The sequence below is a fragment of the Vibrio sp. 10N.239.312.C11 genome (assembly GCF_041466065.1).
Lineage (GTDB): Bacteria > Pseudomonadota > Gammaproteobacteria > Enterobacterales > Vibrionaceae > Vibrio > Vibrio tasmaniensis_A.
Map to the genome: position 1 here is coordinate 17,075 of NZ_JBFSRZ010000008.1, position 14,222 is coordinate 31,296.

Genomic DNA, 14,222 nt, shown 5'->3' on the forward strand with positions numbered 1-14,222 from the left:
TTCGGGTTAACGATTTAACTCTTCTTTCTAAGGGTTTAACAAGATGAAAAAATACTCAGTAAGATCAATGATCACTTTTTTGGTTCTCGCTTTATCTGGATTGGTTCTTATTGTGGCAGCAATGCTGCAGATGCAAGGTGAAGAACGCTGTCATAATTGCTATGAATCAGATAAAGGGCAGTTTAAGTATGTCCTTTACGATGGAACCTCACCTTCGATAATTCCAAGTATTCACAACGAGCTATTGCTCAAACAGGCTCCTTTGATGAAAAGCTTCGGCCTTGATTCAATACCGGTCGTAACGGTGAGAGTATGGCGAAACCAAAAAGCCTATTTGGATGAGCAGGAGCGGAGCATAGGGTATCGATATGCTTTCTCTACGGGGTATATTGACCCTAAAAGCAATGAAATTAGGCTGCTCTATTTTGGTGGTGAGATCCATAAAACCGCACTGCATGAGTTCGTACATTTACTGACTCTGCAAGTGAATCCGAACTTTGCGAATAATCCGCGTTGGTTGTGGGAAGCTATCGCTATCTACAAATCTGAAGATTATTGGTTTCACGTCAATAACAGGACTGCCATCAGTCGCCGTTTCGATGGGCTAGTTCAGGATTTATACCATATGCCAAACAGTAGCTCAGCTGTTTATGAGCTTGGCTATACGGTCGGTGAGTTTATTGAACGTTCATGGGGGGAGGAGGCGTTTGTTTATCTCATTAAAAGCAATGGTGATCCATCACAACTTACAGAGCAACCAATAGAATCGCTGTTTTCTGATTGGGAAAAGTTCGTCAAAACCACGTACTTGAGTAGCCCGAAAAGTGAGTATGAAAAGGCCATGGAACGAAATCCATTCGATAGAAGAGACACGTCTAACTAATCAAAAAAAGAGGTGATGTTTCATGTGAACATCGCCTCTTTTTGTATTCGTTGTTCTAAGTAGCTTTATTCTACTGATACGTTTTATTCTTCTACTTAGCTTTATTGTTCAGTATTTAAATATCGAATCAGTTTTGCCGGCGTGCCACCGTATAGGCAGTCTGGCGGTACATCGCTGTTGACCACAGAGTTCGCAGCAATCACTGAACGAGCCCCAATTGTCACGCCTTGGTTGATGACTGAGTTTCCGCCAACCCACACATCATCTTCGATTGTTATTGGTAAACAGAAGGTTTCCCATTTACGGCGGCTACGATAATCAAGGGAGTGTGATGGCGTATAGAATTGGGCACTTGGTCCAATTAAAACATTGTTGCCAATTTTGATTCTCGCACCATCTAGCATTACTGCGTTCATGTTAATGAAGGTGTCGTTGCCAATCTCAATGGTTTTGCCAAACTCACAGTGAAAAGGGGGCTGGATTAAGCTGCTACTACCAACCTTACCAAATAGCTGCTCTTGCAATGTGTGTTGCTGGTCTGGATCTTGGTAGTTGTTGAAAGCCATTAGCGACTTTCTGGCATTGGAACGCATGGTATCAATTTCTTGGTCTGCACCATCATATACTTGCCCAGATAGCATCTTTTCTAGTTCAGTTTTAACGTTTGTATTACTCATGCTTGCCCACTTTCCGAGAGTCTCGGTTTAATACCAATCGTAGTAAATAACTGGTCATCCTAGCTGGTTAAAACGCTCAATAACTGTGTTAGAAATTTTGATTGTAGAATGACTACTTATCGAAAATTTCTGCCTTGTTCTTAAGCCTTTTTCCTGCGCTATTTATGATCACTTACTTACTGTGATTGGTATAAATGACGAATACTGCAAGATTAGCGATTTTCAGGCATAAAAAAAGAGAAAAGCGTCAGCCTTTCTCTTCCTATTTTGTGCTTTTAAGCACTAATGCTAAGTGAGCCTAGCTATTCAGCCATAGGCGCGCTTTGACAAGTTAGATTTGCTCAACGAAACCCATTAGGTGCTGTTTCACTTCGTCTGAAGCAAAAGCGCTCTCTACAGAGAACTTGTAGATCTCTACGTAGTCTTCTTTTGTTAGGCCGAATGTTTCACACACACGCTTCACTTCGTTGGTCATGGTTGTGTTCGACACAGTACGGTTGTCTGTGTTGATCGTAACAACGATGCCGTCTTTCTTGAATTCAGCAATTGGGTGGTCGCTGAATTGGTGAATACATTTAGTTTGAACGTTACTTGTTGGGCAAGTTTCAAGCGCAACTTGCTTCTCTTTAACGATGTTGTATGCGTCTTCGTTACCTTGGATGTGAACACCGTGGCCGATGCGTTCAGCGTCAAGCATTGTCACTGCATCGTAAACGTTTTGACCATGCCATTGCTCACCAGCGTGCACGGTAATGCGGTAGCCTTTTTCAAGAGCGTATTGTGTGTATTCAGGGAATTCAGCACAGAAGCCTGGCTTTTCGCCGCCTGCGATATCAAACGCCACAACACCTTTACCTAGGTAGGGTTGGCCTGCGTCGATTACGTCTTTGATAGAATCTTTAGGGAACATACGAAGCACAGACATGATGTAGTTGCCTTTGATGTCGTATTTCTCTTCAGCGCGCTTCATGCCTTTTACTGCACTTGCAATGATCGTATCAAGAGACAGACCTTTGTTCACATGTAGGATTGGCGCAAAGCGAACTTCTAGGTACTTAACGTTTTCTAGTGCAGCGTCTTCGTATAGCTCGAAAGAGATACGTTCAATCGCTTCTTCAGTCTGCATTACTTGCAGTGGCAGGCTGAAACAAGCCAGATACTCATCTAGGTTTTTGCAATCTTCTGGCACAGTTAGAGATTGAACAACCGCGTCGCGATCTTCAGGTAGTTCGATATTGTACTGTTTTGCTAGGTCAATAATCGTATCTGGGCGAACACTTCCGTCTAGGTGGCAGTGTAAATCAATCTTTGGTAGTGCTAGAAAATCCATGAGTATTCCTTAATTCTATTATTCTTTGAGTGTTTTAACTCACATGCGCTAAATTTACCAAGACAATGATATGATTTAAAGTGACAATTAATCATCATTAACCTGAATTTAGGGAATATCATGGTAGATGTTAAAAGCTTACTTAAATGCGATATGAATTTGCTGCTTTGCTTGCACGTTCTGATTGAAGAACGAAGTGTGAGTAAAACGGCAGATCGACTCTTTTTGAGCCAGTCTGCGGTAAGTAAACAGCTCACTAAACTCAGAGCTTTGTTTGATGATCCGCTGTTTGAGCGTGAATCAAAGGGTCTATTCCCAACACCCAAAGCACTCGCGTTATCGCCTAAGATCCACCAAATTCTACTGCAGATCGAAAAGCTGACTGTTCCCGAAGTTTTCGACCCTAAAGACAGTGAGCGTACCTTTACTATAGACCTTGTCGAAACCGCGTACACGGCGATTTACCCGCATTTTATGCCGACAGCACTTGCCGATGCGCCGCACATCACCATCAACAGTTCAACGTGGAGCAGCGACAGCTTCAAGCGCTTACTGAAACGTGAGGTGGATTTTGGTATCGGCATCTTTGAGCTAGATGAGCGCGCTTCTACCCATGTCCAGTGTATCCCTGACGAGTTGGATTACGTGGAACTGTGCTTGGATTACTCGGTGTGTTTGATGCGCAATGACCACCCAGCCTTGCAAGAAGAGTGGAACCTCGACACCTTCTTGAAGTATCGACACATACAGTTGGTAACGGGTGGTGCGGGTGATTGGTTATTGATGGAAGTGCTTAACTCAAAGCAGCTTGAAATCAACAAAGCCGCTAATGTTTCAGACATCACCAGTGCCATTAAACTGTGTAAGCAGAGTGATTTACTTATGTGTTACCCATACAACTCGGTTCGCGATTACATTGATAGCGGAGAGTTGGTGATGAAGCCTGTCCCGGTTGATTTGGTGCCGGGAGGCTTGTTCCTGTTGTGGCATAAATACTTCGATTCAGAACCTAGCCACAAATGGTTGCGCGATCTGATCATTGAGCAGACTCGATAATTGAGATGTATAATCTATTCAAGCTTTTGAAAGATAAGACAAACGTAGTTGTTTGATAAAAAATCCAGTTTTATTTCGTCTTTTGGAATTAAGCTTCGTCTTATTCTGGGTGCTATTTTTATTTGGAAGATGAGAGATGACAATTCCACGGTTACCACAACAAATTATTGAAGATGCGTGTGAGTGGGCGATCATGCACGGTGTTGCGTTTCGCCAGTCAGATAATACCGCTAGGCATTGTCCTTTCAGCATTGCTCCTATGACTATGGAGCGTGAGGTGTATGAACACTTGTTGAAGGTAACACCGCTGATCACCAAGTTAATCAGCAATGTTTCCGAAGATCATGATTTCTTGCAGTCATCACTGAGTGATATGGCCAAAGCTGATCCGTTTTTTGGTCGCTTGATGGAACTGCATCAACAAGCGCATGGCGAGGTGTCTCATCGTCTTTATCCTGCTCGCCAACCGTTGTTATTAATGCGTACTGACTTTATGGATGATCGCCAACATGGCGCGAAAGTGATCGAGTTTAATGGCATTGCTGCAGGTATGGCTCCGTTTGGGCAAAAGGCCACAGAGTTCCATGATTACATGCAAAATCAATGGCCTGAGACTTATCAGAGCTGGCTTGAAGATAAATCTGCAACTCCTGCTGAAAACCAAGGCTTAACGCAGTTGGCTTATGGTATTGCGACTTCAGCAAGAAAAGTGCGAGCTGACTTTAATGATTCAAATAAGCCAACATTCTTGATGGTAGTGCAAAAGAATGAAGACAATGTTTACGATCAACACCTACTCGAAATTGAACTGCAAAAGCAGGGTGTACGTACGGTTCGTCGCACTTTTGAACAACTGAGCTGTCAGCTTTCATCGGGTGATAACCAACGCTTGTTACTGCAAGGTGTCGGCGCGGTTGATGTGGTGTACCTAAGAGCGGGCTATCAGTATTCAGATTACTGGGCACCAGAACTCAACGAATCGGTTTGTTGTCATACACTAAGCCAAACGCGCGTGTTTATGGAACAACACCATGTTGCAATGAACGCGACCATCAGCCAGCAATTAGCGACCAGTAAAACCATGCAAATGCTGCTGACCATGATGCCAGCATCAGAATACGCACGTTGGGGTTTAACGCTAGAAGAAGCCGAACTGGTCAAGAGTGTATTAGCTGACATGAAGCCAATCACCAGTGAGTCGATTGAATGGTTTAACACGCAAGCGAACAAGCAAGAATGGGTGTTGAAAAACCAAGGCGAGGGCGGTGGTCACTGTGTCTTTGGTGACGACATTAGCGAACAACTGAGCCAACTTAAGCCAGAAGAGTACGACGCATGGGCATTGATGCAGCGCTTGTATCCACACGAACGCGACGTACCAACCATTGCAGTGCGTGACACTCAACAAATGCTGGTGACAGACTTAGTCAGCGAGGTCGGCCTATTCACCGCTTACTACCAAGGGAAGCCAGTGACCGAACTGGACGGCTACGCGGGCTACTTGATCCGCAGTAAACCAGCCAGCGAAAACGAAGGCGGGATCCACAGCGGCAAAGGCATTCTAGACTCGTTGGTGTTGATTGAACCCTAGTCTTATTAAGCACTAAGCACTAAGCACTAAGCATTGAGTAAGTCGTTTTGATAACTGAAATCCCGCTCCTACTTGGTTGCGGGATTTTTCGTTTTATAGGACGACAAAAAGATCTCATTGACACTGGTAGAATGATTGCTCTACCATGTGTGTAGAACAGTCACTCTACCTTTGGTCAGGTAATAAGAGATCCGCATGTTAAGAGAACAAATTGCAGAGAGCCTTGAGGTTGCGTTTAGCCAACATGGTTTTGCAGAGCCAAGTGTGGCTCAGCTAAAGACGGCATGTAATGTCAGCCTTCGCACGCTGTATAGGCATTACCCATCGAAAGAAGCGATGATAGTGGGCGCCTTAGAGCACCGTCATCACCGTTACCTAAATTTCCTGTTAGAAAGTGCGCCTGATGAGGGCCTGGCATCCATGCTGGATATCTTCGACAAGTTACAACAGTGGATGAAAGAGTATGCACCGCACGGTTGTATGTCGATGAATGCGATGGCTGCTTTTCCTGACAACGAGATAATTAATCAAGCTGTTACTGAACATAAACGAGAAGTAAAAGCACTTCTGGGGAAGCAGAGTCAACGAGATGATCTGGCTTCAGAGCTGTTTCTACTCCATGAAGGTGTATCAAGCGCGTGGTCAGTATTAGGCGAAGAAGCGGTGACATCAGCACAGAATATGGTGACAAAATTACTCAAGGAAACACGATGAAATTCGAACTACCGAAAACAATGAAAGGCGTAGAGATGTTGGGTCATGGCGGAGCAGACATGCTTGGCTACCGTGAAGATATCGCTGTTCCTCAAATTGAACCTAATGAAGTGCTGATCAAGGTGATGGCTGCAGGCGTGAACAACACCGACATCAACACACGAATCGGTTGGTACTCTAAAAGTGATGACTCAGAAGACGCAAGTTGGTCGGGTGAAGCGTTGAAGTTCCCTCGTATCCAAGGTGCTGACGTGTGTGGTTTAATCGTGGCAGTCGGCAATGAAGTCTCTGCTGATCGTATTGGTGAGCGTGTTCTTATTGAACCTTGTTTAACGGAAGTGTGTGGACGAGATCTACCACAGCCATGGTATTTTGGCTCTGAGTGCGATGGTGGTTTTGCTGAGTACACAAAAGTGGCAGCGAAACACGCTTATGCGGTGAACAGTTCTATGTCGGATGTAGAGCTAGCGTCTTTCCCATGTTCTTACTCAACAGCAGAGAACATGCTGACTCGCGCGAATGTGGTTGAAGGTGATCGCGTGCTTGTCTCTGGCGCTTCGGGCGGTGTGGGTTCGGCGGCGATTCAATTGGCGAAAGCACGCGGTGCTTACGTGATTGCAATTACTAGCCCAAGCAAGAACCAACAGTTACTTGAATTTGGTGCTGATGAAGTGATTGCTCGTGACGCTAATTTGGTGGAAGCATTAGGTGTAAATAGTGTGCATGTGGTTATCGATTTGGTTGCCGGTGACAAGTGGCCAGAGTTTCTTGAAGTGCTGAAACCTCGTGGTCGTTACGCCGTATCTGGCGCGATTGGCGGTGCGATGGTCGAGCTTGATGTACGTACTTTATATTTGAAAGATTTGAGCTTCTTCGGTTGTACAGTGTTGGAGCCTCAAGTATTCCAAAACTTGGTTAACCGAATTGAGAAACAGCAGATTGGCGCAATTGTCGCGGAGTCTTTCCCATTGGCTGACATCCATACTGCACAAGACGAGTTCTTGAAGAAAAAACACGTCGGCAAGATAGTGTTGGAAGTGGCTCAGAGATAAAGTAACGGTACGCGACACTAGACTCGCTCCATTATGTGAAAGTAGGAAAGGCTAGCAAACTTGTCTAGCCATAAATTACAAATGGTTGATCCATAATTGGTCGAGTTCGCACCAACCGAAACCATTGACTTGCGCGCTGTGTATCTTTTCAGAAATTTCCAAATTGAACACCTCTTGCTTTAGCTCAATCACAACTCCAGAGTGATTCAACCAATGCTTGAGTGCCAACAGCGCATTCATCGCTAACTCAAAGTTTGGCTGGCTTCTTATTGAGGCTAAGCCTTGTTCGATTGTATTTAGCATCTCAGTTGGCAGAGATAAACTCTCAAACGGGAATCGACTGAAGAAGCTTAACCATGAGGAAAAGGTGTTGTTTTCATCAATAATGCTGCATAGCGCGACGTCTTTGGTAGTTAGGTAGTGGCCATATTCCACGTTGGTTTTGTGGTCGCCGGATACTGATAATTGATCAAAAAGGGTTTGGCATTCAGAGGTGTCTTCAACAGTAAATTCACGAAGTGACTTAGTTAATGCTGGGTTTTGAATCTTGAAAAACGTCGAGCAAGAATCCGGTTGAGAAGAATGGTAATCGCCACGCACGGTGGTCGTCTTTTCGGGCAGTTTCACGCACACCTGATTTTGAGCGCAGGCTTTACCCTGTGCCCATTCTGGATAGACCCACAACTCGATTCGATTGAGAATCGGAGTGCTATGTGAATACGTGCTATTACGGCTTAATCTCAACATCTTGCTTGAGAAGATGTCTAATGAGAACGCGCCAGAACCAATCAACCTATCCGTCGGTGATGAGGGATCAAATACGGAGGCTTCAACTCTGGAAAGTAAGCGCGGTAAATGCCAATCAGGTTGATTCAATTTCACGACAACCACATTACCTGCCGAGGCAGAGACCTCATCAATATGCTGATAACAGCGACGCCATATTTTGCTTTGGCAGAGTGAGTTAAGGTTGCGCGCTATGTCTTGAGGTTCGAGTGTTCGACCGTTATGAAAGTGAATACCATTACGAATCTGAAAGTGCCACTGTGTTGCATATTGATTAGCCTGCCAATGATAAGCCAGATCGCCGCTGAGTTTACCGTGCTTAACTGAGGTTAGGCGTTGGCAAACTTGCATCACTAAGAAGCGTTCGGTGCGTCTAAGTACTCGTTGAGGGTGAAGAGCCTCGAGTTCTCGGTGAAAGGGGATGTACGCGATATTCTGCGCCGACGGATTGGTATTGCTTAGAAAGGCTTGTAACTCAGCGCTAGCATTGCGGCCATTGAAGCTTAAGGTGCTAAACACCTGTTCTATATTACCCGCATCGGCTTGGGTTTGTGTGTATTGGTAACACGCCTCAATGGGCTCAACCAGACACGTGAGTTGTGCTTTCTTGCTGCGGCCTGAGCTGGCTTGCCACTCAATCCAACCTTGTGCTGTCATCGCTTTTATTAAGGTCTGAACATGACGTTCACTCACATGCAGCAGTGTAGCCAGTTGGTTGACCTGACAATGCGATACTCCAGGCCCAAAAGCCTGAAATATCTTTTCATACAGTTCAAGCTTGCGCTTAAGGTTGCCCAATTTGCTTTCCTAACGACGAGGTTGAGTTAAATGTGAATAGCCAGAGTCAATCAGTGCTTGTTCCATCGTATCGAGAACTCGAGAGGTTATCTCTGAGCTTAGGATATCCGACTCAGTTTTACCTTGAAGCACCAATCCTGAAAAATGGTCGATTTCAAATTCGAACCCATTCCCCGTCACTCGGCAGTTGATGGTCGATTTTTGCCCTTGATGTTCAATCTCAATAAAGGCCGGATTCCACCATTTTTCGTGAATGGTGATTTTGGTATCAGGCCCAGTCAAGTGTGCCGTTCGGGGAAGGTTCTGCACTGTTGATGCCGATATCTTACCGTTTATATCGCCAGAGAATGTAAAGCACGCATCGGTATCGACATTCGCGCCCTCATACAGACACGACATCTCTACCTGAGGTTTTGAAGGTTTCACACCCAGCGTTCGATACAAATCGTAGAAGAACCAAAGCCCATAGACCCCAACATCGAGCGTTGCTCCGCCTGACAAATCTGGATTGAAGATAAACAGGTCGGGCTCATAGTCATGATGGTTGCCAAAGCTGGCTTCGATTGAGTCTATCTGAATGTTGTTGTCGACCAAAAATGATTGAAGCTCACGATACGCGGGAAACACCACTGTTTTCATCGCTTCTAGCAACATCACACCATTTTGATTTGCGAGAGCTTTCATCTCCAGCCAATCATCAAGATTGGTGAAAGCGGGCTTCTCGACCAATACGTGTTTTTTATGGCTTAGAAACAGTTCAGCTAAAGGCTTGTGATAAGGATGAACCGTAGCGATGTAAACCGCTTCAACACTTGGGTCATTCGCCATGGCTTCATAAGAGCCATAAGCCTTGTCGCAACCAAACTTGTTGGCGAACGTGGCTGCGCGTGAGTGATCTCTTGCGGCAACGGCATACAGCTCACCATGCAAACAGTGTTCTGTGACTGCCGTTGCGAATCGATTAGCGATATTGCCTAGCCCTGCGATGCCCCATTTAATTTTTCGTTGCGTGTCGCTCATCAGTTACTCCAAATCGTTGTTTTGTATCAGTGTACTCAGAGACGCCACATACAAATAGAGAACAGATTTCTCAACCTGTTCTCTATTTATTTTATTCTAGTTGAAACTCTAGATCAGCTCTGTGTGGAGCGTTTCCAATCGGCTAGGGCTTGAATGTGTTTTGGTCCAATACCGCAGCAACCACCGATAATATTCGCTCCCAGCGCGTGCCAGCGTTTTGCGTAAACTAAATAACCTTGTCCATCGAGTTCACGTATCTCTTGAAGCATATCATTAGCTTCATGTTCGCTACTGATCGGTGCAAAGTTATTGGCGTAGACACCAATTTCTAAATCACTACCTAGCTCACCAATCACTTTCTTAGCATCGATAATGGCTTGATCCATCACTTCAGGCACTGAGCAGTTAAACATTATGCCAGTCGCGTTTGATTGGCAGGCAAGTTTGATCGCGTTTGTTACGCTTTCACCAGAACGAATATTGGCAGCGTCGCCCTTGGTGTCTTCCAAACTGAATGCGTAGTAACACGGCTTATCTGACTGCTTAAGTACCGAATGGATGGAATCGAATTCTTGCAGGCTACAGATGGTTTCCGCTATCCAAAGGTCGATGTTTGGGTCTTGAGCATCGTAAAGCGTTTGAATGATTGGCGCTGCCTCTTCTACCTTAAATAAATCTGGTCGGTAGCTGCCAAATGGCGGTGGAATCGCGCCCGCCACTTTCACGGTGTGAGAAGCATTGTCAGCAACTGCTTTAGCCAGTTCGCCAGATAGTGCTGCGAGTTCAAAGCCTCGTTGTTCAAAGAGCTCTTCACCCAAGTGAAAAGGTACACACGCGTAGCTATTGGTGATCAGGATTTCAGCACCTGCATCGACAAAGTTTTGATGCGCTTGGCTGACAAATTCGGGTGCTTCAATCAGCGCTTGAGCGCTCCAAAGCGGTTGAGAAAATGGCGCGCCAATTTCTTTGAGTTCTCGGCCCATGCCGCCATCAAGTATGGTTAGTGTTTTCATATTCAATACTATCTAAACAATTGCTGAAGTTCTGCCGCCACCATATCAGACAACCTCGTCTGACAGAAGCCGTCAAGACTCTGTGTTGCCTAGAATGAATCATGGCTTAAATAACAGCGGGTTTTAACTATGGTTTAGCATGAATAGAACGAACAACCACTTTTAAAAAAGCTAATAAATAGATAGATAACTCAATGGGAAGTTCAGAGCGATAACGAGCCTTTTGTAGGAGGTAATGTGTGCGTGCATGATTTCACACTTAAAGTTAGAGTTTTCTATATATTACTCAGTTGGTTATAAGCAATCTTTTTGATATGTTTAGCGAAAGGATTCGTGCTCGCACGATATTAAAATGTTATATACCTAATCTGTTGTTAAAGAGGATATCGTATTGAGTAGTAGCTATATCGAACCTGATTGTGAAAGGTTTATCCATGAGGGCAAACAAGTTGAAGAAGCATATGCAGAAGCTTGTGAGTGGATTAGCAGTTTTGGAGTTCCTTACCAGAAAACTCGATTTGGTGCTTACGAAAAAGATCTTGAAGAGTTTCTGAAAGGCGGTGGACCTAAAGACGCCAAAGAAAGTGTTACCGTTTTCATGAATGCACACAAAGAAGCTGCCGAGCTTGTTCGTATCATGAATGTATACAAATCCTTTGACGCTGATGAAATATTAGAACCTATCAAGAAAATGACCTCAGGTCAGAGATTCAGAAATGCTACGACTAAAGATCAATCAAGAGATTTTGCATTTGAGCTTGGGGTAGCTTCTCGTTTCATCAAGGCTGGTTATGTTGTTGATCTCAGGGGGATCTCAGATCTCGTTGTAGATATAGATGGAACTCGATTTTACGTCGAGTGCAAACGAATGAAGTCGTTTAAACAACTAGGTAAGCGTGTACAAGAAGCCAATAAGCAAATTAGAACACGTCTATCGACAGACCGATCTTCAAAAAGCAGAGGTATGATCGCTTTGAACGTAACTGATATCGTGATGGAAAATGAGACACCTATTATTTTCCCGAAGATCGAAGGTTACCAACAAGCTTCAGCTCAGACTTTAAAAAACTTTGTTATGGGTAACAAAGAAACTTTGGCGAATAAGAGAGTAAATAAGTGTTTAGGGGTTTTAACTGAATTTACCACTCAGGGCATAATTTTCGAGCTGGATGCTAAAGAGATGGCTTTTGCTAACATCCGTGAGGGAAATTTACTCCAATATCCTATGACTAAAACGGAACATGAGTTCTTAAATTCATTTTGGAAAAAATTAGGCAACCAGAATATTTAACCAAACTTGAGGCGGTATATAACAAACACTATGGCGCCAATAACTAAATTTTGGTGTTGTTTTGATCCCACATTGTCCCATATGTCATCAACCATTTCAGAGCGTTAAATGGTCGGTCACCACAATCTGTAGAGGAAAAGTGCATTGAAGTTAACGAATAAACTCGTACGTTACCCGCACATTGATGTTGATCGTGCGTTTGAAAAAGAAGCTGAGTTATTGCAGCAAATACAAGCCGGTGAGATTGCGCAAGCCTTAATGCTTTGGCAAGCAAAAACGGCGACACTCGTTTTGCCTGCGGGTAAAAAGTGGCCAGTGACGTTAGAGTCTAGAAAGCAACTTGTGGCACAAGGCTGGCAACTCACTTCGCGAAAAACAGGTGGCGCTCCCGTTCCTCAACTACCGGGGATCATTAACCTATCGCACATTTACCATTGGCCTCGCGATGAAGCCTACAATATCCCAAAAGCGTATCGACATTTATGCGATGTATTAACCCTGTTTTTTAAAGAACTGGGCATTGATGTGGATGTACACGCAACCCCCGGTTCTTATTGTGATGGTGACTACAACCTCAATATCAATAGACAAAAAATAGTGGGTACTGCACAGCGTGTATTGCTTAAACAAGGGGGCGGCCAAATTGTACTTTCGCAAGCCTGTATCTTGTTAGATGCCGACTTAGAGAATATTGTTGCGCCTGTGAATTTTTATAATCAAATTTGCGATAACCCGACCGTAGTGGATGCGCAGGTTCATACACTGTTGTCCGCGCATTTGATGAGCCTTCCCAACGTAGACTCACTCTTTCAGCGGTTAAGCCAAGCTTTCATCAAGTATGCGTAATGTCTTCCTTTCGCTAACACCTGTTAACTTGTCGGGTGGATGAACCATTTCAATTCTATCTAAACAATTGCTGGAGTTCTGTCGTAACCACATCTGACAACTTTGGGTTGTGGAGTGCTCCTAAATACGGAGCACTCATTGTATCTGAGTAGTGAGCGTGGCATTAGCTAGAGCTTTTTTGCAAGTAACTGGTCGAGAGTCGTCACCAACTTCTGATTTTTCTCCGTATTTAATGCATCAGCATGAGGGTCTTTAAATAGCCCTGAGTCATTATCAAAATACTTCCCAGAAGCGTTAGAAAACTCTTCCGATAGTGCCGCTCGGCATAAGATATCAGCGCCAATCCCTAAGTCATTACCTTCTAAACCATACGCATCTTTAACCAATTTACTGCCAAGAAATGAGGCCGGATTAACGGGAATGATTAGAGGCCCTTGATCTCTTAATTGGTGCGCAAGATGGATTGACCACATCGTTAACGCCAACTTACTTTGTGCGTAGATGGGGCCATCTAAAGCGTCAGGATTTGGGCTGACAAGTACCTCGAGATCGACCGATGACTGAGCGGCTGAAGATAGATTGACGATGCGACCGTTGGCATCAAAAAGTGGTAGCAGCTTTTGAGTCAGCAAATAAGGGGCAATGGTGTTCACAACAAAACGTACATCAAGGTTGTCTGAGGTGGTGACTTCCGAAACCTTGTAGACGCCAGCGTTGTTAATGAGTACATCGAGCTGTTCATGCTTCGACTTTATTTGGTTGGCGAGGGCTTCAACCTCAGAAAGAGAAGAGAGATCAGCAACATAACTTTCGATAATCGCATCCTTGGACAATCGAGAAAGGCCGGTTTCTACTTTGCTGAGTTTTGTTGGGTTACGTCCATGGATAAGGATGTGATGCCCTTGTTGGGCTAACATTTTCGCGGTCTCTAAACCGATACCATCTGTCGCACCTGTAATCATGATCTTTTTTCGCATCTTCCTTCCTTGAATAAAGAGTCCGGACAACTTTTATAACAAAGTTTGATTGCACAAAGTTTCTACTACTTCACATGCTGAGATATAGAAAGTACGGATGTGTATTGCTATTGAGAAACCGTGAAACAAGGGTGTGGTTTTTCATTTTATTTTCTTGATATCGAATAAAGCTCAAATCAAAAAAGCCT

The 14,222-nt window shown here is 44.3% G+C and carries 13 protein-coding genes; 7 read left to right on the top strand and 6 right to left on the bottom strand.

The genetic code is table 11. The features are described 5' to 3' along the window. The first annotated feature begins 43 nt into the window (after positions 1 to 43). Complete coding sequence (locus AB6D07_RS05315; RefSeq protein ID WP_017102265.1) at positions 44 to 883, top strand: hypothetical protein; 840 nt, start codon at positions 44 to 46, stop codon at positions 881 to 883. A 101-nt stretch (positions 884 to 984) separates the two neighbouring features. Here AB6D07_RS05315 and AB6D07_RS05320 read toward each other — a convergent pair whose 3' ends face one another. Together AB6D07_RS05320 and add are read right to left on the bottom strand one after the other, a co-directional pair. Next, on the bottom strand, positions 985 to 1,560 hold the full coding sequence (locus AB6D07_RS05320) for a sugar O-acetyltransferase (protein WP_017100458.1): 576 nt from the start codon (positions 1,558 to 1,560) through the stop codon (positions 985 to 987). A gap of 331 nt (positions 1,561 to 1,891) precedes the next feature. Then, positions 1,892 to 2,890, bottom strand: coding sequence for an adenosine deaminase (gene add, locus AB6D07_RS05325; RefSeq protein WP_017100457.1), 999 nt, complete (start codon positions 2,888 to 2,890; stop codon positions 1,892 to 1,894). Between the two features lie 120 nt (positions 2,891 to 3,010). Here add and AB6D07_RS05330 point away from each other — a divergent pair, with 120 nt between their 5' ends. The 4 genes from AB6D07_RS05330 to AB6D07_RS05345 all read left to right on the top strand — a co-directional run bounded on the left by AB6D07_RS05330 (position 3,011) and on the right by AB6D07_RS05345 (position 7,303). Then, complete coding sequence (locus AB6D07_RS05330; RefSeq protein WP_372091901.1) at positions 3,011 to 3,946, top strand: LysR substrate-binding domain-containing protein; 936 nt, start codon at positions 3,011 to 3,013, stop codon at positions 3,944 to 3,946. 136 nt (positions 3,947 to 4,082) lie between these two features. Then, positions 4,083 to 5,537, top strand: coding sequence for a glutathione synthase (locus AB6D07_RS05335; RefSeq protein ID WP_017102266.1), 1,455 nt, complete (start codon positions 4,083 to 4,085; stop codon positions 5,535 to 5,537). 195 nt (positions 5,538 to 5,732) lie between these two features. Beyond that, positions 5,733 to 6,251: a TetR/AcrR family transcriptional regulator gene (locus AB6D07_RS05340; RefSeq protein WP_017098497.1), complete on the top strand. Its 519-nt coding sequence runs from the start codon at positions 5,733 to 5,735 to the stop codon at positions 6,249 to 6,251. Next, complete coding sequence (locus AB6D07_RS05345) at positions 6,248 to 7,303, top strand: alcohol dehydrogenase family protein (RefSeq protein WP_017102267.1); 1,056 nt, start codon at positions 6,248 to 6,250, stop codon at positions 7,301 to 7,303. The genes AB6D07_RS05340 and AB6D07_RS05345 overlap by 4 nt, the downstream gene beginning before the upstream one ends. A 75-nt stretch (positions 7,304 to 7,378) precedes the next feature. Here the strand turns inward: AB6D07_RS05345 and AB6D07_RS05350 are convergent, their stop codons facing one another. The 3 genes from AB6D07_RS05350 to AB6D07_RS05360 form a co-directional block, all read right to left on the bottom strand. Continuing rightward, complete coding sequence (locus AB6D07_RS05350; protein ID WP_017102268.1) at positions 7,379 to 8,887, bottom strand: SgrR family transcriptional regulator; 1,509 nt, start codon at positions 8,885 to 8,887, stop codon at positions 7,379 to 7,381. Positions 8,888 to 8,896: 9 nt separating this feature from the next. Further along, positions 8,897 to 9,907, bottom strand: a complete 1,011-nt coding sequence (locus tag AB6D07_RS05355; protein WP_029222793.1) for a Gfo/Idh/MocA family protein — start codon at positions 9,905 to 9,907, stop codon at positions 8,897 to 8,899. 113 nt (positions 9,908 to 10,020) lie between these two features. After that, a complete protein-coding gene (locus AB6D07_RS05360; RefSeq protein ID WP_029222794.1) occupies positions 10,021 to 10,920 on the bottom strand; it encodes a homocysteine S-methyltransferase family protein in 900 nt (299 codons plus the stop codon). A 391-nt stretch (positions 10,921 to 11,311) separates the two neighbouring features. Here AB6D07_RS05360 and AB6D07_RS05365 point away from each other — a divergent pair, with 391 nt between their 5' ends. Then, a complete protein-coding gene (locus AB6D07_RS05365) occupies positions 11,312 to 12,211 on the top strand; it encodes a hypothetical protein (RefSeq protein ID WP_017102270.1) in 900 nt (299 codons plus the stop codon). A 144-nt stretch (positions 12,212 to 12,355) separates the two neighbouring features. Further along, entirely contained in the window at positions 12,356 to 13,057 is a 702-nt protein-coding gene (locus AB6D07_RS05370; RefSeq protein WP_029222795.1) for a lipoyl protein ligase domain-containing protein, read from the top strand. A gap of 167 nt (positions 13,058 to 13,224) precedes the next feature. Here the strand turns inward: AB6D07_RS05370 and AB6D07_RS05375 are convergent, their stop codons facing one another. Further along, complete coding sequence (locus AB6D07_RS05375; RefSeq protein WP_032500570.1) at positions 13,225 to 14,034, bottom strand: SDR family NAD(P)-dependent oxidoreductase; 810 nt, start codon at positions 14,032 to 14,034, stop codon at positions 13,225 to 13,227. Between the last annotated feature and the right edge of the window lie 188 nt (positions 14,035 to 14,222).